The sequence below is a fragment of the Marinomonas sp. BSi20584 genome, assembly GCF_002792415.1.
GTDB lineage: Bacteria > Pseudomonadota > Gammaproteobacteria > Pseudomonadales > Marinomonadaceae > Marinomonas > Marinomonas polaris.
Window position 1 is genome coordinate 77,969 of record NZ_KZ454876.1, and the last position, 18,886, is coordinate 96,854.

Consider the following 18,886-nt stretch of genomic DNA (forward strand, 5'->3'; position numbering starts at 1 on the left):
AATATAAAATGGGTCATTCTTGTCCTTCATCTTCTAATGCCTTAAATTGCTGTTTGTCTAGTTGGTGCTTTTTCATTTTTCGATACAAGGTCTTGCGTGACATATCCAGTAGCTCGGCGGCTTCATTTAATAGGCCGTTGGTGGCTCTTAGTCCTTCTTCAATGATGTGACGCTCGAATTGATCCATGCGTTCTTCATAGCTACCATTTATGTCGTCTTCGCGCTTAATCGACGCGAGGGAATTTTCGCTAATGCCAAGTACAAATCGATCCGCTGAATTTTTTAGCTCTCGAACGTTGCCTGGCCATTGATGCTGGATCAAATAATCTAAATATGAAGGTGTGATGCTGGGTAACTCTCTAGAAAAATGCTCAGAGGCTTTTCGTGCGTAGTGATGAAACAGGGGCAGAATATCTTCTGGCCGATCTCTGAGTGGTGGAACGGTCAGGCTAGCAACGTTCAGTCGATAGAATAAGTCTTTACGAAATTTTCCTTCATCGCCTAGTTGAGCAAGGTTATCTTTACTAGCCGCAATAACCGTGAGTTCGACGGGAATTGGCATGGTGCTGCCAACTCGTTCAATGGTTCTGTCTTGTAGCACGCGCAATAGTTTTATTTGTACCGGCAGTGGCATGGTTTCTATTTCATCTAAAAATAGCGTGCCGCCATTGGCCGCTTCAATCTTGCCGATATGACGTTTATTGGCGCCAGTAAAAGAGCCTGCTTCATGGCCAAAAAGCTCACTTTCAATCAGGCTTTCGCTGATGCCGCCACAGTTAATGGCAATGAATCGGCCTTTGTTGCGTAGGCTGAATTGATGCAGAGCTCTGGCAACCACGTCTTTGCCACAGCCTGTTTCGCCATAAATAATGGTGTCAACGTTTGCTTGTGCTAAAGAGGATATATGTTGGCGAATGTTCTTTATGGCAGCCGATTCGCCAATGATAAAGGCTTCTAAGCCTGTTTGTTGAGCTAGGTTTTGTTTTAGTTTTCGGTTTTCTAAAACCAGTTGTCTTTTTTCAGCGGCGCGTTGCAGTTGGTTGATCAGTTGAGCAGGTTGTAAGGGTTTTTCTAGAAAGTCGTATGCGCCTTCTTTCATCGCTTCGATAGCCATAGGAATGTCGCCATGGCCGCTCATTAATATGACGGGCAATTCATTGTCTAATTGTTGCAGGCGAGCCAGTAAATTCATTCCATCCATTTTGGGCATTCTGACATCACTAAGTACCACCGCTGCGCTATTTTTATCGAGTAAGGCGATGGCTTTGTCCGCTCTGCTATGGCTTTCTATTTGAAAACCTTCGAGTTCGAGCATTTCGGTTAATGCTTCAATGATGGTTTGATCATCGTCGATAATGACTATTTTTATTGTATTAAGCATTTATTTTTCTGCCTTTTTTAATTCTAAGGTAAAGCGGCTGCCTGCTTCTGGTGTCGATGACACTCTAATTTGGCCGCCAAAATCTTGAACTATGTTGTAACTAATGGATAAGCCTAGACCGAGTCCTTGACCGACTTCTTTTTGAGTAAAAAACGGGTCGAAAATTTGTTCTAATTGGCTTTCTTCAATACCGATTCCTGTATCACTGACATCAATCATTATCTTGTCGTCGAGTTCATAGACTTTGATGGACAGCTGTTTTACTGGCGCACTTGATAAGGCATCAACAGCGTTGCTAATAAGGTTCACCATGACTTGCTCTAGGCGAATCGGTTCAGCGAGCACATAAAATGACGCTGAGTTTGTCTGATAATCAAGCGTACAATGCTGGTCGATGATCTGGCTAGACATTAGTTCGATAGCATCTTGAACAACGGCGTCTAAGCAAACAGGCGTCAGTTCTGTGCCGGCAACGCGAGCGAAGGCTTTGAGGTGTTTGGTAATTCGCGTGATCTTCGTGAGAAGCAGACCAATTTTATCTAAGCTATTTTGCGCTTTATCCACTTGGCCTTTTTCCATATGTCGCCCAGCAGTGTGCAAATGACTGGCAATAGCGGTCAAAGGTTGGTTTATTTCATGGGTGATTCCAACGCCAAGCTGCCCTAGTGCAGCGAGTTTTCCTGCTTGGACTAATTCGTTTTGCGCGGCTTTTAATTGCGCTTCAGCGGCGACTCTTTCTTCTATTTCAGCGGCGAGAGCTTGATTGGTTTTCTCTACTTCTATCGCCGTTTGCTGGAAGTATTGTAAGTCTCTAGCCATGCTAGAGACTTCGTCATGGCCGACAATACGTATTTTGGTGTCTAGTTGAGAGCTGGCGATGGCACGCATGTTTCTTTGCAGCTCGATGATGCGTTGTAATACATTGCGGCGTACATAAAACCAAGAAATAGCACAAGCAACACTTAGGCTGATGAGGGACAACAATAGAATATTACGAATACTATTGTTGATGGATTTGATGGCGCCTTCAAGGGAGCCACGAATACTGGTATTGGTATAGTTCGTATATTGATTGATTTGTGCTGCTAACTGTTGAATGTGCTGCTGGCTGTTTTCTAAAAGAAAACTCTGTTGATAGAGCAAGTCCAGCTCTTCGTTCTTGAGTTGGAACAGCTCGCCTTGTCGAGAGCTCATGGTGAGTAAATCGAGCAATGATTGGCGTAATGGCAGTGGTACTTGTGGTAATAAGGTAAGGTATTGGGCAATCTCTGAACCTAACTTTTCAAGTCGTAAAAATGTATAGTCTAATTCATTAAAAGAGGCATCATTGCTGACTTTTTCAATTAAGCCTGAAAAATAATACAGCCGACTAATGACCTGCTCTAATTCAGCTGAACGATCCAATTGATCCACTTGAAAAATGAGATCCTGAAATAAAGGGAAAATTAGCAATGACTGTGTAGCCAGTTCGCTTCTTATTACCTCACGGCGTTCAACGCTTTGATTCAATAGTGTCAGGCTGTTTTGAATTTGTGTAATTAGCTCAAGAAAATATCGGTTGTAGTCCGGCAGATTGCGCATGAGAGAGTCCATATCACTGATGGCGGCACTCAGCTCGTTCATGGTTTTTTCTCTGGAAATGGAAGCGTCACTGGTAACGAGTAGTGGTGCCGTGGCGACAATTTGACGACTTTTATCGTTTAGTCGAGCGGCTGCATCTAAACCTGGAATGTCCTGATATTTGAGTAGAAGAAGACGATCACTAAGCTGTAAATAAGTGTTTGTCGCCAAACCGCTTGCAACAATCGTGATAGAAGATATCAACACAAAGGCTAAAAACAGCCTGCCGCCAATACCAATATTGCGAAGCCAAAAAAGCGTAGGAATGCCCATTAATTTATATCCTATTATTTTTATAATTGAATAACCTAATGAAAGATTGATGCCAACTTTAAGGCCTTATAATCGCTAGGTTTTAGCCTATATTGAGGACAAAAATGTCCCATCACAAGCTTTTACTATCTTTTGTTACCATCTTAAGTTTTTAGGAATCAATCTCATCTTAGCGTGTTATTATTAGCGTGTTTTATGACATCTAACTTTGCATGACTTGATATGCTTTATAGAAGGAACAAATAGAAAATGGATGCTATTGATGCATTGATGACGCGTCGTTCTTATTCACGGGGCAGTCTTTTACAACCGGCACCAAATAGAGCTGAATTAGCGCAAATTTTACAGACTGCGATGACGGTTCCTGATCATGGTAATTTAAAACCTTGGCGATTCGTGGTGATCCAGGGACAAGGTATGAGAGATCTGGAGGGCTTGCTTCGTTCCATTTACGATGGCGAAGTGGAAAATGAAGAGTATTTCCAGCGTTTTATTGAAGAGATCATTAATACGCCAATGATGATTTGTGTCTATTCCGCTATAAATCAAGACACGAGTGTTTCGGTATTGGATCAACAGTTGGCAGGAGCCGCCGCCTGCGAACACATATTATTAGCTGCTCACGCAATGGGGTTTGGTGGGATTTGGCATAGCCAAGAAACGGATGATGCTTTGCGTCAAATGTTGCAAATGAGTGAAGAAGACCAAGTGCTTGGGGTTATATCCTTAGGTACGCCAAAGCGTACTTCTCTGGCTAAACGAAAATCCTTTGTGGATTATACTTTTGAATGGAATCAAGAGGATGGATTACAACCTTGGAAGTAGCGTGGTATTGACGATCGCATTTAGTAAAAAAGCTTTTCCTATAGATTGCACTCTTGATGACAGTGAAATAAAACGTGCCTCAATGTTTCGATTTGAACACCTACGTGAGCAATATATTTTTGCGCATGCTTTTAAACGACGGATTTTGAGCCATTACTTTCCATTTAGAAAAGCATCTGAATGGTATTTCGCTCAAACGTCATCTGGTAAGCCTTTTATAAAAGAAGGCATTGCCTTTAATCTTAGTCACAGTACCAGCTCAGTTGCGGTTGCTCTTGTCGAATCTACTGATAAAAGTGCTGTTGGTGTGGATATCGAGTGTTTTCGGGAAATGGATGATCTTGAGTCAATGATTGAGATGGTCTGTCATTCAGATGAGATACAGCAACTTGATAGATGTCATGATCGAAGCAAAGGTTTCTTTAAGCTTTGGACTGCGAAAGAAGCACTACTAAAAGCGTGTGGAAGTGGTTTGATAGATGATTTGAATCATATTAATTGCCTGCCTAGCTTACTGAGTGATCAGGTTTATCCATTGAATTGGCAAGGCAATCAGTATTGTCTGCAAAGTATTTCTTTTGATTGGGGCGTGATTACTGCTGCGTGGTCTACAGATCTGCCTGTGTCGGATATTAGACTGGATAATTGGGCTTCTGGAGTGCCTGTATCTGAGGCTTTTTGCATTTAGTTAATTCATCAAAAAAAGAGCCTCGAACATTATTATTTGAGGCTCTTAGATTTGAAAAGCTTTTAAAGTTAGAAGCGCTCTTAAAGTTAGAAGAGCATTTCAATTAGAACGCTTACCAGTCGTAAGTCACGCTGGCCATGATGTTGCGGCTATCACCGTAGTAACAGAAACCATCACCACAAGTAGCGATGTACTCTTTATCAAATAAGTTCTTTGCCACTAGTTGGAACTTGTAATTATCAACTTGATAACTTGCCATGGCATCAACAAGGGCGTAAGACGGTACTTTGTTTGTTTCAGTGTTATCCGCATAGGTCTCACCGATATAACGTACTCCAGCACCGACTTTTAAACCATCTAGTATACCGTCAATAAAGCGGTAGTTACCCCATACAGAAGCTAGTTTGTTAGCGATTTGGGCCGGTGTTTTTCCTACATTAGAACTATTAGTGTCTTTGGTTATTTCAGAATCGACATAGCTCAATGTTCCGACTAAAGTGACCGCTCTGTTTAGATTGGCAACAGCTTCAAATTCAATGCCTCGATTACGTACTTCTCCTAACTGACGGAAGTTGGCTGTACCACTGGATCCGCTGCTTAGATTTTCTTTAGTGACTTGATATGCCGCGATACCAAACTGCCCGTCAAAACTTTGTGGTTTGAATTTTACACCCACTTCGTAACTGTCTGCTTTTTCTGGTTTTGCTGGATTGTTATCTGCATCTAAAGCAATAATTGGGGTGAAGGACTGAGCGTAATTAGCATAAGGAACAAGGCCATTATCTAGCTGATAGGAAGCGCCTAAGTTCCCTGTCCACTGATGGAGGTCTATGTCTGTTTTTTTGTTGGTTGAAGTGTTGTTGGTTTCGTTACTGGTATCATCGTAGCGTACGCCAGCAATAACTGTGAACTTGTCTGTGATGTTGGCTTTATCTTGGAGATAAAAGCCAAGCTGTCGATTCTTCGTTTTTGTGGTTTGTAGATCTGCATCTGTCACAGACGTTAACGTGCCATTATAGCTGTATAGTGAAATGCTGCTACCATAACTTGGACTATACGGATTAAATAGAAAGTTACCGTCGTCTGCCGCAAGAATAGTTCCTGCGTAAGATTTACTATTTATATCGATACTTTGGTAATCAATACCAGTTAGTAATGTATGTTTTGTGTTCCCTGCATCAAACTTGTAGATAAAACGGTTATCAATGTTGAAGGCATCAGAGTCGCCATCTTCATAAGTGACGCCACGGAGAATAGTGTCTCTTGTGCTACTGAAACCATAATCTGCAGCGTAAGCTGCGTAATACAATTGACGTAAGTTAATATCCATATGGCTAAAACGAGCCGATTGTTGGAAGCTTAAGTTATCATTGAAGATATGTTCTAGCTCATATCCCACAGAGGTTTGTTCGCGTTGGAAAGTTTCCCAATCTGAGTTTCCTAAAGCAGTATCATAATTAATTTTACCGCTTGCATTGGATGTTAGAGTACCTTCCATCGGTAAAAATTGCAGATAGGGATCAGAGTCGTCTTTTTGGTAGCTGGCTAGCACAGTCAGTTTGGTATCATCACTTATTTTCCATGCTAAAGAAGGAGCAAGTAGTGTTCGGTTTGCTTCAACCTCATCGACCTTAGTGCCATTTTCACGGGTGATTGCTACCATGCGAAAAGCTAATTTGTCATTGATGACTTTATTGACATCAAGGTTAATTTCTTTGCGGTCATTAGAACCTATGGTGCCTGTAACAGAGCCAAAATCTTCTTCAAGCTGAGCGCGTTTACTGATGACATTAATGACGCCGCCTGGTGGTGTTTGGCCATTCAGTGTTGATGCCGGGCCTCGTAACACCTCAATGCGTTCTAGCATGAAAGGGTCGATTTGCCAGCTATAAAAGCTGGAAGAATATAGGCGAGTGCCGTCTTGGTATAGACCGTTGTTGGCTTGTTTAAAGCCGCGAATTACAAACCAATCTTGTTTGTTGTCTTCACCATAAAAGTTGGTTTGGATGCTTGGCGTATATTGTAGCGCGTCAGAGATGCTGATCGGCGCTCGATCATCCATTTGTTCTCTAGTAACCACAGAAACGGCGCGAGGAATCTTAGTGATTTGTTCGTCTGTTTTTGTCGCTGTTTGGGCAACCTTGCTGACATAGTTAAAGTTATTCGATGTTGAACTTTGTTCTGTATCACCTTCTACCACAAGTGTTCCCATCTCTTCCGCATGGGCAATATTTGTTGATAGTGCCAAAGCAATAGCAAATGACAGCGGGGTTAGTGTAAAGCGTTGTTTCATGTCCTCTCCTTTCTTTTAAGTTGGATTTTTACATTTCTAATAAATGATATGAGAAAAAATAGAGTGGTTTTGCTGCTGTTCAGAAATGCTGAGCTCGGTTAGGACACCCATATCCATTTTGAAAATTCGATCTGCAGCATCGAAGTATTTGTCGTCATGAGTTATCGCGATGACGGTGACACCTCGTTCTTTTAATCTTGGTAGTAGTTCTCGGTAGAATATTTTTCTGAATCTTGGATCTTGGTCGGCCGCCCACTCGTCAAGAAGAATGCAGCCACGTTGCTCCATTACTGCCATGAGTAATGCAAGTCGCTTGCGTTGTCCTTGAGAGTAACGAGTGTCTGATAAATGCCCTTTTTGATGTGAGACTTTATGGGACATTTCTAGGAGAGTTAGCCATTCATTAATCGTGGCATCGTCAATGTTATGGCCATGACCATCGGCGATTTGACGAAAAAGATAATAGTCACTAAAAACAGCGGAAAACTGTAGTCGATATATTGGCCATTGCTCTGCTTGAACAGGGTCACCGTTGAGAAGTATTTTGCCAGAATGAGGGCGATAGAGACCGGTCAGTAAGCGGGCAAAAGTAGACTTTCCGCTACCATTACCACCAACAATAAAGATGGTCTCTCCTTGCTTAATGGAGAAGTTGATTGGACCAACTTGGAATGCCTTATCTGATGAATCTGTTTTATATTGATAAGTGACTTGTTGCAGGCTTAGTGTTTTGAATGGGTGAGGTGCTTTTTGTTGTTGAATAAACTCAGTATTTTTATTAAGCGCCAAAGATTCGAGTTTCTTGATTGAAACATTCGCAGTAATCAAGGTAGGTAAAGAAGCGATTGCCGTCATTAAAGGGGCGCGCATAAAAAGAATTACAAGAGCGAAGGATGAAGCGACTTCAACGCTGGCCCAACCAAGTCCTAGTGCGGCGTAATAATTCAAACCAACTAGAGCTAAAATTAAGGTGTTTGCAATGTTGGCGGCAAAGCCATTAAACGTATCAGCTTGAGTTATTTGGTGGCGATAATGTTGCGCATTGGGGTCAAACTCTTGATGAAAGTAGCGTTTTGCTTTATGTGGGTTGAGCGTGAGCTCTTTGCGACCGTCAATAATTGCTTGATAATCCTTATATAATCTATCGTCATATTCGCGAACTTGCTTGATATAAAAGGTGATTTTACTCACGAGACTAAAGCCAATTAATCCTGTAAGAGAAAGTATGAGTAAGCTGATACCAAAGAGCGGAATCGATAAAAAGGCAAGATAGCCCATTGCTGCGATAGACAGTACAACGCCATAAATAAGCTGGGGAAGGTGAACAAATCCCACAGTGACATTGCGGATATCAGTACTTAGTGAGGCGAGTAGGCGAGCACTACCAATATTATCGACTTGCTCAATGTCTGTATTGATCAATTGTTTGATGAGCTGGCAGCGTTTTAGATAGACAAATTGATGCCCTAATTTATGCAGTGCAATTTGAGCCCAAGTTGCTATGGCTAGTAATGCCACTAAAAGCAATAAAAATTGCCACATTACATTTGGAGTTAGGTTATTTGCATTTAATAATTTGTATTGGATAAATGCGATGACACCGAGAGTAAGTAATGCGCTAGCAATACTAAGTAACACGACAAGAGACAGTGTTTTTAGTTGATTGTTGGCTAGCTGGTGGAATAAGTTCATAGCGTCTCTATTTAGAAAGAATGTGATTTGTATTATTATTCTCATTTATTGAGTGGTTTATTCTCAATTTTTTATATCAGATGTTTTAAAGTCGGCGTAATCCCCACATCAAATAGAGTCCGCCGATAATAGAGGCGACCATGCCCGTTGGAATGTCTTGAGGGTAAAGTATCTGACGACCAAGCCAATCAGAGAAAAGCATTAGCGTACTGCCAACCATAATCGAGGCTACCAAGTGCTCTTTGGCTCGGCTAAATCCTAATAAACGAGCCAAGTGCGGTGCCATTAGGCCGATGAAGCTAAGTGGACCGACAACTAATGTTGCACTGACTGTTAATCCTGAAACTAGCAATAATAGCAGCATTCTTGATCGCGAGACGTTGATACCTAAAGCGCGTGTGCTAGCTTCACCTAAAGGTAGAATATCCAGCCAACGGTGGCAGATAAAACCAATCGCGATTAAGATTATTGTCACAGTGGTAAGTGGAATGAGCGCGTCAGTCGTAACGTAATATGTCGTGCCAGCTAACCAGGCAAGTAATTGATAGCTTCTTGGGTCGCCACCAGCCAAAACAATGCTTTGTACCGCACTCATTAATGCGGTTATTGCAACACCCGTTAATAGTACTTTTTCTGGTTGGAAACCGGATTTTCGGTTAAGTAATATGATTAAGCCCACAGCACATAGAGCGCCAATGAAGCCACCAATATACATCCCTGTTAAGCTTGAACTAAGACCTGAAAATAGTACGACTATCACACCGAGTGCGGTTCCAGAGCTGATGCCAATCACTTCTGGACTTGCCATAGGGTTACCACTTAGGCGTTGAATAATGGTTCCTGCAGTCGCCAACATGGCGCCTGCTAAAATGGCGGCTAATAATCGAGGAAGTCGCCATTCCAATACAGACCAGTTGTGAGTAGTGAATATCCAGCTCCAGCCATTATTTCCAATAGATAAACTTGAAAAAATAAACAGTCCTGTAAAAACAATGCCAAGAGCAATCCAGATGGTGTATTTGCTGAGATATCGTCCTTGTTCGCTATGGCGAGTTAAAATCGTCTCAGTATGTGTTTGGCTACGCATTGCCAGTTTTGGTAGTAGCCACAACATGAGTGGAGCGCCGAGAGCGGCGGTTGCTGCTCCAGTTGGAATCATGATTGACATAAGGCCAGGTAAGCGTTGTATAGCCAAATCAGTTAGGGTTAATAAAAGTGCACCAATTAGCATAGAAACGAGAAATTTTGGTAGTAATCTATGAACGCCAATTAGGCGTGTAATGGCCGGTGCTGCTAGTCCAATGAAGCCTATTATACCTACGGTGGCAACTACCAAAGAGGTTAATAACACCGCAAGCCCTAGACAAATAACTCTCAACTTAGCGAGTGAGACACCAAGGCTTTTCGCGCCAGATTCCGACAGTTGTAAGAGCGTTAATGGTTTGACGAAGAGAAATGCGATAAGAATAAGTGCAAAAATTCTAGGCGCCAAGTAGGCAACATTTCCCCAGCCTGTTTGTGTTAATGATCCAGCTCCCCATATCATCAATCCTGCTAATTTTTCTTGGTTCATTATGAGTAGGACAGAGCTGAAAGCGCCAAAGTAAAGGTTAAGAATTAGTCCAGAGATAACCACAATTGTAGGCGAAAGAGCACGACGCCAAGAAAGTGCGAAAACAATCCCCATGGCCATTAAACCGCCGGTCATTGCAACTAAACTGTGCGATAGTTCAATCAGCCATGGCGCATAGAGTGTGGCCATCATCAAGCTAAAGCTAGCACCACTTGCGACGCCAAGGGTGGTTGGTGAGGCTAATGGGTTTCTTAATACTTGCTGCATTAAAAGTCCCGCGGTCGCTAATGCCGCACCACAAATTAAGGTAGTAAAGAGGCGAGGCCACCAGGTTAAATGGAGCTTTATTGAGTTATCAGAGAGCCAGTTTGGCTGTAATAAACTGGTTAGGTTATGTAAGAAAGAGTCATTAAGTGATAGTTGCCAACCCATAAACAATGCAACACAGGCGGTTAATATGGCGATAAAACTAATAGGGAAAACTCGCATTATTGTTGCTCTTTATGGCTTAAAGTGTTGGTGAGTAATTCAGCAAAACGAATGGTGGAAGGGATAGCGCCAAAACTCCATGCAGGCTCGACTATCAAAGCGGGTTGGCCTGATTGTTTTACTAAATATTGCCAAAAAAGATCTTGCTGTAAGTTTTCTTCAACACCAACAGGTATTGGTTTAATTATGATGATTTGACTTTTTATGTTCATCAGCTTATCTATGCCCACAAGCGAAAATCCCCAAGCATTGGTTTCTTCTTTCCATGCGCTTTCTAAGCCAATATTATTCGCCGCAACCTTGTACATACTGTTGTCCCCAAACACTCGAACATGCCTACTGTCCATAAATTGGACCATCAGTAGTGGTGGTGTGTCTTTTGCTATTTGACCCGCTAGATCGGCGAGTTTTTTTTCTGAGGAGGAAATCAGTGTTTCTGCTTCTGCCTGTGCATTTGTCTCGTCGCCAAGCCTACGAGTGAAGGTCTTAAAACCATCCCAAGAGATGTTGTCTTGCTTATAGAGTGTGATGTTAGTAACAGGGGCGATATGGGAAAGCTTAGGAATAAGTGAAGTAAACATAGGTGAAATGAAAATTTTGTCTGGCTTGAGCTCCGATAGTCTTTCTAGATTTGGTTGTGTTCTCAATCCTACATCTGCAGTTGTGCTTGGAATGGCTGGAGCTTTAACCCAAGCTTCGTAACCAGATTGTTGCGCCATTGCAATAGGCTTTATGCCAAGAGCAATCAAGGTTTCGGTTTGAGTCCAGTCAATCGACATTACTCTAAGTGGCTTTGTTTGTTCTGCGTGAAGAATGTTAGATGCAAAAAAAGCAAAAAATATGATTAAAATTTTTGAGTGTTTCATCTTTATAAAATCTTTTCCCATCAGTAAGGCATAGCAACTGGGTAGCCGGCTGGATGTTCAGATATATGCATCTTGATACCATAGATTTTTTGCAATTGGTCTTGATTAAAAATGCTGTCTACAGAGCCTGAAGCAATCATTTCACCACTGTGGAGAGCCACAATGTGATCGCAAAAACGCGCAGCCATATTAATGTCGTGGATAACGATAATAACGCCTAAATTGAGATTTTTACTGAGACTTTTGATGAGGTTGAGCATGTCAACTTGGTGTGCGATATCCAGTGCCGAAAGGGGCTCATCCAGTAAGAGATATTGTGTCCGTTGGGCTAGTAACATGGCTAGCCATAAACGCTGACGCTCGCCCCCAGATAAGGTGTCAACCAACCGATCGGCATAGCCTGCTGTATCTGTTAGTTCCATTGCCTCGTCAATATATTGTTGATCTTCTTTGTTTAGTCGTCCGAGTAAACCATGCCAAGGATAGCGACCAAAGCTGACAAGATCTCTTCCAGAAAGGCTATCTGTAGACGGTGTTTGTTGAGGAAGATACGCCACTTGCTGAGCAAACTTTTTTTGAGACCATGAAGCAATAGACTGATGATTCAGTAAAATGTTGCCAGCTGTTGGTTTTTGTTGCTGAGCAAGTAGTTTTAAAAGGGTAGATTTGCCGGACCCATTATGGCCAACTAAAGCGTAGATTTTTCCCGCCTCAAAGGTCATTGAAAAGTTTGTTAATAGTGAACGGTCACCGATACTAAACTGCAGTTCTTTAGACTCTATCATTCTTAAGGCTCTACCATTCTTTAAATCGAAGCTTGAAAGTGATTAAAACTGTATTTGAGTGTTTGCACTTATATTCAGAGAGATGGTTATTTTATTGCTGTTGTTAATAATAATGCAAATCATTTGTAAGGGGGTGTTGATTTTTCCCTCTTCGCCCTTTGATGTTTTCGGTGATTGTGTTTGTGTGCATGGCGGTGGGTTGTATTGGATGGTTATTTTAGGGTGTTAGTGACTGAAAGTTTAAATAGTGATTAATTCCATAGGCATTGATTGTTTATAAAGCCGAGATCAGCGAAAATAGTCGCCAACGAAATCACGATTAACATAACGGGGTTGAGCACTGGCTTTTATGTCGAGTGTTTTAGAGCCCGCGTATAACCTAAAAGAACACTTTAATGGCAGACCAGAATTTTCTTAATGAAGTAAGCGATAGACGCACATTTGCTATCATCTCCCACCCAATTGATAGCGCTAAAGTCTAGCCAAGTCAAAACCCGTCAAAAATCCCCTATAAGCCTTTAATTTACTGATATTCCCCGTTTTAAGGTTAGACATAACAAGACCAACCAAGACATAATAAGCCAAACTAAATGTGTACACAGGCGTGTACATAAAATGCAGTTTTTCGAGTCTTGAAAAATATGTACACAAAAAGCGGCGGGGGCTAGGTATGGCGCTATCTGAGGCATGGTTAAAGGCCAATCATAAAAAAGAACGATCAAAGCCGGAAGAAAGAGCAGACCGTGACGGTTTAAGTGTTCGAATATCGGCAAAAGGTAAGATCGTTTTCCAAATTCGGTATCGATACGCTGGAAAAGCCGCGCGGCTTGATGTGGGTTCTTATCCTCTTATTGGATTGAAGACAGCACGCGAAAGGGCGCAGGAATTTAGGTCAAAACTAGAACAAGGTTTTGATCCTCGCATAGTCAAACGCATGGAAAAACAGGCGATAGTACAGGCCGAATCATTCCAAGAGATTTTTACACAGTGGTATCACGCATACTGCAAAAAGAATAAAAAAGGTCACGAAGAAATAAAGCGGTCTTTTGAGCTGTACGTGATCAAAGAAGTGGGCATGCTGCCCGTTGGTGCGATTACCTTACAGCAATGGTTGAAAATATTGGAAGATTTGGTGGCCGCTGGAAAGCCATCTATTGCCGATAGAATATTGACCAACACAAAACAAATGCTGAAATGGTGTGTTAGACGCCAATTAGTAGACAGAAATATCTTGTCAGATATTAACGCCAAGCAGGATTTGCAAATCACCAGCGGCGTAACGGATCGGGCATTAACCGACGAAGAAATATACTACCTTTGGCGCGCGGTTGAACGGTCAAGGATGGCGCCAAAGAACAAAAACTTCGTGAAGTTGTGCTTATTTTTTGGCTGTCGAAATGGCGAACTAAGAGCGAGCGAAAAAGCCCACTTTGATTTTGAAAATCATGTTTGGACCGTGCCGCCAGAGAATCACAAATTAGGGGCGAAAACAGGAAAACCACTACTAAGGCCAATCATTCCAGAAATAGAGCCAATCATAAAAGACGCCATTGCACTGAGTGGTAAAGGTCGGTTTGTGTTCAACAACGCGGGAAGCGACGAACCAATGGGCAGAACCGCGCCGGTTCAATTGCCCTACAACATTATGCAATGGCTGAGAAAAAACGACGGTTACGAAATGGCGCATTGGTCCTTGCATGACTTGCGAAGAACGACCAGAACTAATTTTTCGACACTAGCGCCGCCGCACATTGGGGAAATAATACTTGGGCACAAACTACCAGGTGAATGGCAGACCTATGACCGATATGATTATTTAGAAGAGCAAGCCGAGGCGTATAGAAAATGGTGGGATCGGCTGCAAGATATAACGAAACAGAGATAATAAAAAACCACCCTACCGAAGTAGGGTGGTTTGTTCTTTTACTTGCGAAAGATCATTACCATAAGTTGCGCAATGCCGATAACAAGAGTGGCGATAGCTATTTCTAGCATAAGACCTCCTTTTGGGAAGGCCAAGGCTCTAAAGTGTCGCTGGCTATAATTACCTTTAGAAACTACAGATATATAGTCGTACTTAGCCATTGATGATCCTTTTGAGCCAGATAGCCGGCCAAGGCTAGCAAAAGGGCGAGAGTATCCCCGCGAGGGAGTAAACATTCTAACGAGGGAAAAAGGTTTATTTTAGAAGCTGAGGCGCGATGCCTGCCTTCTAACTTATATTTATCCGGTTAGAAATCAATGACTGAGAAGACTATAAAAACACTGCGGGGCTATTCTATGGCAAATAAGGACAAACTAAAAGCGAGGTTGAACAAGTTGTATGAAAGGACTACAATTATTGACACAGATATATAGTTGTACTTAGTAATGTAGGCGGTAGATCGCCAATCTCCTCTACACAAAAAAGCCGCTTAATTGCGGCTTTTTTGTGTTTGCGATATTGGGCAATCACTGCATCATAAGAAGTGATTGCTTAAGTTGTATTGGTGGGTTTATGAAAACTGTTGGGCGTGTACCTGCCGTATCCCGCAATCGATCTTGTTGATCTGGTGTGTGTGATTTCGAAAAATACTTCTCGATGTATTGATCAACGTGGCATTGCTCTTTTGCTTTCTTGGTGACTGATTTGAAACCATGATCTGTGAAGTGTCCTGCAAGCGCTTCGCTTATTTTTTTTAGCGATTCTTTTTGGGTAAAAATTCCTATTTCTAATTTTGGGTGATCGTGTTTTTGACCGAGTGTGATTCGGCGATAACCTTGAATTTCCAAGTCGTTACGTTTGCAGTAGGAACGAAAGTACGCCCATGCCTTGTGCATTTCTTTTATAGTGACTTCTTTTGAATCGGCATCGCGTTTGGTTTTTGCTGTAGTAAACCATCCGAACAACCATTCGTGGTTCATGTTTTCAGGACGTGATTCCATTTCTTTTATGCGTGCTGCTATCGATTCGCTGTGTTGTGTAGTCATAATATTTACTCCCCTGATTAGTAAAAAAGTGATTAACCTTGCGTTGGTAAATTAGACCAGCGTTTTTTTAGGTCTTTGAAAAGTACGTCACCATTTTGGATGACATTGTGCGGTTCGGTGTGCAATGACCAACGGCCTTTGATGACGGTAATGGCGGCGTCAAAGTTAAGTGCGTCGAGGTGGCAAAACCAAGCTAGCGGCGCGTGCCAGTTGTAGCTATTGTAAGTAGAAAGCAAGATTTGCGCGGCCACTTCTGAGGCGCTGCTGTCATCTTGCGCCAATTTCAGCAAGCGCAAGATAGCGTCTTTGTACTCGGCTTCACCCGCTTGGCTTTTGCTTGCGGCTGCATCATAAGCCTGTTGTTGTTCTTCAATCGCCGCGCGAAATTCTGGACTCATTGTTGTTGTGAGTTGTTGTTTCATAGTCTTAATGCCCTAATTTTTTAAGTTGTTGTTCATACATTTCTTTAAGCTTTGGGTGCTTGCTTAAATGCTCGGTCATGGCGCCGCGTTCCCATTGCACACCTAACAAGGCTTCAATAGCTCGAAACGCTTTATTCTGATAAATCAACGCGTTTTCACCACGATCTAAGGCGAGATAAAACGCTTTGATGGTTTTTTCTACCGCGTGCATTTTGATCGAAAGGGTTTCGGCATCTTGTACGCATGCTTCAAGGTGTCCAGCGCGTTCGACGGCATCGCCGCCGCATGTTGGGCATTTTGTCGATTCGGTTTTGAATACATCGCTGAGGTTAATTTCAGCGGATAGAAAGCGTGATTTGTTTGCCATGATGGTTCCTTACTTAGCCAATTTAAGAAGGGCGGTTTTTACGCAAGTTGGGCAGGTTGCCAGGTAACGGCTTTTTAAATCTGGTGAGAGATTGATAAAACCGCTTAACGTGGTGCGGCGGATGACGTTATAATCTGATTTCGACATAATTAATTCCTATGGTTAGGGTTGGTTGTTGTCTCGGCCGGTTGGGAAGTTGCATTTCCTACCGGCTTTTTCATTTCTAATGCGTGCTCGCTTTTTTACTGCGAGCTTTTGAAAGCGCCTTTTCTCGTTCTTCCCATGCGTAGATTTCATCGGCTGACCACAGATTGCATGTGCCACTTGGGCGGATCGTCGGTTCTGGCAATGGGTTGATTTCTTTTTGCTGCCAACGGTGAAGAGTGCGCGTCGACAAATTGCCGAGGCGTTCGCAAAGCTGCGCGGACGTTAAATAACCGCTCGCTGGTGTCATGGTGTTGCCGCTTGCTTCTGTGTTTTGCTGTGCCATGGTGTTCCCCTTATGCAAATTGGCTAATGGCAAGTTCGTGTTGTTCTGTGATGAGTTTTTTCAAACCGTCGGTTTCCCAAGGTTGGCGGCATCCATTGTCAAACGCTGCATCCATCTGAAAACCGTATGGTGCAAAGCCCAGCATGTAGGCCACGAAGAAGCGCCAGATACTGATTAGGTGTTGCTCAGAGATAGCGGTCAAATTAGCCGCCGCATCGGTGCGGTGGTATTCGGTGAAAAACGCTTCACACGCCTTTTCTAAACGTCCGTTTTTGTCGTGAGATTCAACGAAGTCCATAAAGTCAACGTTGTTCATTGCGCGGATGATGGTGTTAGTGTCTTTGGTTGTCATGTGTTGTCCCTCTTTGTCTTTAGTTGTTTAGTTAACCGAACAATAGAGGTGAAAAGGCTTACTGTCAAGTAAGCTAAACATTAATATTTTAGATAAGTGGAATTTAAAGTTTTAGTTTTAGCTCTGTGACTACGCCAACAATCTGGCAATTTCCATTAATTATGATAGGGCTGTAAGAGGGGTTGAGTGGTCTTAAAGATTTTATGCCTGCGTCAATGACTAGCTTTTTAAATGTTACTTCGTCGGTGCCGTCTAGTTTGGCAACTACCAATTTACCATTTTCAGGTGCAATGTCTGGATCAACTAGAATAAGCATCCCTTCGGTAATACTTAATCCTATTGGTGAGGTCATGCTGTCACCAACTACACGAAGCCAAAACGCGTTGGAACTAGCAGAATATGGTGCATCCTCCCATTCTACGTCGTCCCCAGCGGCATAATAGTCTATGGCTTCCGCCCAATTTCCAGCGTGTACGTGACTGATAACGGGTAATTTTCGTGTGCTTGGTTGTTTGGCGGCGGGCTCAATATTGTAGAGATGTTTACTTTCTCTTACGCCATGTCCGTGACGCAACCATTCTGGGGTTGTGTTTAAGGCTTTGGCTAGTTTGAGGAGGTTGTCGCCATTTGGTTGGTTTGTGTCGTGTTCCCATAGAGATACGGTCGCAGGTGCGGCCCCAACAATTCTGCTAAGTGCTCTTAGTGTTATCCCTAGTTCATGTCTTTTTTTAGAAATTCTTTCGCCTGTCGTCATATCGAAAACCGTTTAGTTAGCAAAACATTATGTTAGAACATCTTGACACCAGTTAGCCTAACGATTAGTGTTAGCGAAACTAAACACTAAAAAGGTGAAAAAGATGGACAAGACATCCGTGATCGAGTTCTACGGAAATAATCAATCTGAGGTGGCGAGAGTTTTAAATATTACTCGTGCCTCTGTTTCTTGTTGGCCTGATCGAGTGCCAGAACTTCAAGCCATGAAGCTAGAGCGCCTTACTGATGGCGCTCTTAAATACGATGCTTCTTTGTATATGCCAAAGCATAAACAAACCGCCTAACTAAAAATATATTTCATTGTCTGGGGAGAAAATGAAGTGAGCCACTTAAATCAAGCAATGCACGACCTTGTTCATAAATCTGAAATGAGCACCACGGAAATATCAGAGACATTGGGCATTGGTCGCCAAATCCTGACAAACAAAGTCAATCCGCAAAACGAATACAACAAATTAACCGTCCATGAGTTACACGCCATCCAAGTGTTTACGGGTAACGACGTTGTATTGCGTGCCATGCAAGCCGAATTTGTTCTTAGTGTTTTGAAGGACGCGCCGCCGTCGATTCTGGAAGCCATGATTAATCAAGGCAAAGAGATAGGCGACGTATTCGCAGCGGTTCAAGAAGCATTAGCGGATAACCATTTATCCGAGCGCGAACGTTCAAAAATCCTAAAAGAAATCCGCGAGGCTATCACGTCGCTTGAAGTACTTATGCAAGCGGTTATCGTCCACGGCCGACCATTCGAGGGGTGAGTTATGCATTTCGATTTCACGAAAAAAACAGCAAGGAAAAGACACAACCGCCGCATGGCCTTGGCCGCTGCATCGGCTGTGTTGGTCACCATCGGCAGCGTGGTGGAAATCACCATGTTAATCAAAGTGGGGTTTTTATGATGTCAGCAAAAATAAATCGCATAAATCACCAGTTACGTGAATTGCAAATACAGAAATTCGAAGCCGTCCAGAAAGACGCAAACGAAATGTATGACTGTGTTGATTGCGCTTGGGAGGGGAAGAAAAG

Annotated in this window: 21 protein-coding genes; 6 read left to right on the forward strand and 15 right to left on the reverse strand. The window is 42.6% G+C overall.

Features of this window, described 5'->3' with window-relative positions; translation table 11 throughout:
- Positions 1 to 13: 13 nt before the first annotated feature.
- Together TY87_RS09160 and TY87_RS09165 are read right to left on the reverse strand one after the other, a co-directional pair.
- Complete coding sequence (locus TY87_RS09160; protein WP_100186847.1) at positions 14 to 1,381, reverse strand: sigma-54-dependent transcriptional regulator; 1,368 nt, start codon at positions 1,379 to 1,381, stop codon at positions 14 to 16.
- The gene (locus TY87_RS09165; protein ID WP_100186848.1) at positions 1,382 to 3,274 is read right to left on the reverse strand and encodes an ATP-binding protein; all 1,893 of its coding nucleotides are present in this window, start codon (positions 3,272 to 3,274) and stop codon (positions 1,382 to 1,384) included.
- Between the two features lie 249 nt (positions 3,275 to 3,523).
- Here TY87_RS09165 and TY87_RS09170 point away from each other — a divergent pair, with 249 nt between their 5' ends.
- Positions 3,524 to 4,099, forward strand: a complete 576-nt coding sequence (locus tag TY87_RS09170; RefSeq protein ID WP_100186849.1) for a nitroreductase family protein — start codon at positions 3,524 to 3,526, stop codon at positions 4,097 to 4,099.
- Positions 4,077 to 4,787: a 4'-phosphopantetheinyl transferase family protein gene (locus tag TY87_RS09175; protein WP_100186850.1), complete on the forward strand. Its 711-nt coding sequence runs from the start codon at positions 4,077 to 4,079 to the stop codon at positions 4,785 to 4,787. The genes TY87_RS09170 and TY87_RS09175 overlap by 23 nt, the downstream gene beginning before the upstream one ends.
- A gap of 112 nt (positions 4,788 to 4,899) precedes the next feature.
- On the opposite strand, the gene TY87_RS09180 is transcribed toward TY87_RS09175, so the two are convergent.
- The 5 genes from TY87_RS09180 to TY87_RS09200 all read right to left on the reverse strand — a co-directional run bounded on the left by TY87_RS09180 (position 4,900) and on the right by TY87_RS09200 (position 12,485).
- Positions 4,900 to 7,080, reverse strand: a complete 2,181-nt coding sequence (locus TY87_RS09180) for a TonB-dependent siderophore receptor (RefSeq protein ID WP_100186851.1) — start codon at positions 7,078 to 7,080, stop codon at positions 4,900 to 4,902.
- A 36-nt stretch (positions 7,081 to 7,116) separates the two neighbouring features.
- Positions 7,117 to 8,772 (reverse strand): multidrug ABC transporter permease/ATP-binding protein, encoded by a 1,656-nt coding sequence (locus TY87_RS09185; RefSeq protein ID WP_100186852.1) that lies wholly within the window; start codon positions 8,770 to 8,772, stop codon positions 7,117 to 7,119.
- 85 nt (positions 8,773 to 8,857) lie between these two features.
- Positions 8,858 to 10,834, reverse strand: coding sequence for a Fe(3+)-hydroxamate ABC transporter permease FhuB (gene fhuB, locus TY87_RS09190; RefSeq protein WP_072840286.1), 1,977 nt, complete (start codon positions 10,832 to 10,834; stop codon positions 8,858 to 8,860).
- Positions 10,834 to 11,700, reverse strand: a complete 867-nt coding sequence (locus TY87_RS09195) for an iron-siderophore ABC transporter substrate-binding protein (protein WP_232617099.1) — start codon at positions 11,698 to 11,700, stop codon at positions 10,834 to 10,836. The genes fhuB and TY87_RS09195 overlap by 1 nt, the downstream gene beginning before the upstream one ends.
- Before the next feature lie 20 nt (positions 11,701 to 11,720).
- Positions 11,721 to 12,485, reverse strand: a complete 765-nt coding sequence (locus TY87_RS09200; RefSeq protein WP_072840288.1) for an ABC transporter ATP-binding protein — start codon at positions 12,483 to 12,485, stop codon at positions 11,721 to 11,723.
- 670 nt (positions 12,486 to 13,155) lie between these two features.
- Between TY87_RS09200 and TY87_RS09205 the strand changes: the two genes are divergently transcribed.
- The gene (locus tag TY87_RS09205; RefSeq protein ID WP_100186854.1) at positions 13,156 to 14,370 is read left to right on the forward strand and encodes a tyrosine-type recombinase/integrase; all 1,215 of its coding nucleotides are present in this window, start codon (positions 13,156 to 13,158) and stop codon (positions 14,368 to 14,370) included.
- Positions 14,371 to 14,408: 38 nt separating this feature from the next.
- Here the strand turns inward: TY87_RS09205 and TY87_RS22465 are convergent, their stop codons facing one another.
- From TY87_RS22465 to TY87_RS09235, 8 genes are all read right to left on the reverse strand, one after another.
- Positions 14,409 to 14,570 carry a hypothetical protein gene (locus TY87_RS22465; protein ID WP_157789880.1) on the reverse strand — a complete coding sequence of 54 codons (162 nt, stop codon included), beginning with the start codon at positions 14,568 to 14,570 and terminating at the stop codon, positions 14,409 to 14,411.
- A gap of 366 nt (positions 14,571 to 14,936) precedes the next feature.
- Positions 14,937 to 15,455, reverse strand: coding sequence for a hypothetical protein (locus TY87_RS09210; RefSeq protein ID WP_100186855.1), 519 nt, complete (start codon positions 15,453 to 15,455; stop codon positions 14,937 to 14,939).
- A 32-nt stretch (positions 15,456 to 15,487) separates the two neighbouring features.
- Positions 15,488 to 15,877 (reverse strand): DUF7673 family protein, encoded by a 390-nt coding sequence (locus tag TY87_RS09215; protein WP_100186856.1) that lies wholly within the window; start codon positions 15,875 to 15,877, stop codon positions 15,488 to 15,490.
- 4 nt (positions 15,878 to 15,881) lie between these two features.
- Complete coding sequence (locus TY87_RS09220) at positions 15,882 to 16,244, reverse strand: hypothetical protein (protein ID WP_100186857.1); 363 nt, start codon at positions 16,242 to 16,244, stop codon at positions 15,882 to 15,884.
- A gap of 9 nt (positions 16,245 to 16,253) precedes the next feature.
- Complete coding sequence (locus TY87_RS22470; protein WP_157789881.1) at positions 16,254 to 16,391, reverse strand: hypothetical protein; 138 nt, start codon at positions 16,389 to 16,391, stop codon at positions 16,254 to 16,256.
- Positions 16,392 to 16,467: 76 nt separating this feature from the next.
- On the reverse strand, positions 16,468 to 16,734 hold the full coding sequence (locus tag TY87_RS09225; protein WP_100186858.1) for a helix-turn-helix transcriptional regulator: 267 nt from the start codon (positions 16,732 to 16,734) through the stop codon (positions 16,468 to 16,470).
- A gap of 10 nt (positions 16,735 to 16,744) precedes the next feature.
- Positions 16,745 to 17,086 (reverse strand): hypothetical protein, encoded by a 342-nt coding sequence (locus tag TY87_RS09230; RefSeq protein WP_100186859.1) that lies wholly within the window; start codon positions 17,084 to 17,086, stop codon positions 16,745 to 16,747.
- 103 nt (positions 17,087 to 17,189) lie between these two features.
- On the reverse strand, positions 17,190 to 17,840 hold the full coding sequence (locus TY87_RS09235) for a LexA family protein (protein WP_100186860.1): 651 nt from the start codon (positions 17,838 to 17,840) through the stop codon (positions 17,190 to 17,192).
- A 103-nt stretch (positions 17,841 to 17,943) separates the two neighbouring features.
- Here TY87_RS09235 and TY87_RS09240 point away from each other — a divergent pair, with 103 nt between their 5' ends.
- From TY87_RS09240 to TY87_RS22475, 3 genes are read left to right on the forward strand one after another with little or no spacing between them, the layout of a single operon-like run.
- Complete coding sequence (locus tag TY87_RS09240) at positions 17,944 to 18,144, forward strand: Cro/CI family transcriptional regulator (protein ID WP_100186861.1); 201 nt, start codon at positions 17,944 to 17,946, stop codon at positions 18,142 to 18,144.
- A 36-nt stretch (positions 18,145 to 18,180) separates the two neighbouring features.
- Positions 18,181 to 18,618 carry a phage regulatory CII family protein gene (locus TY87_RS09245; protein ID WP_100186862.1) on the forward strand — a complete coding sequence of 146 codons (438 nt, stop codon included), beginning with the start codon at positions 18,181 to 18,183 and terminating at the stop codon, positions 18,616 to 18,618.
- 3 nt (positions 18,619 to 18,621) lie between these two features.
- On the forward strand, positions 18,622 to 18,759 hold the full coding sequence (locus TY87_RS22475) for a hypothetical protein (RefSeq protein ID WP_157789882.1): 138 nt from the start codon (positions 18,622 to 18,624) through the stop codon (positions 18,757 to 18,759).
- The last annotated feature ends 127 nt before the right edge of the window (positions 18,760 to 18,886 follow it).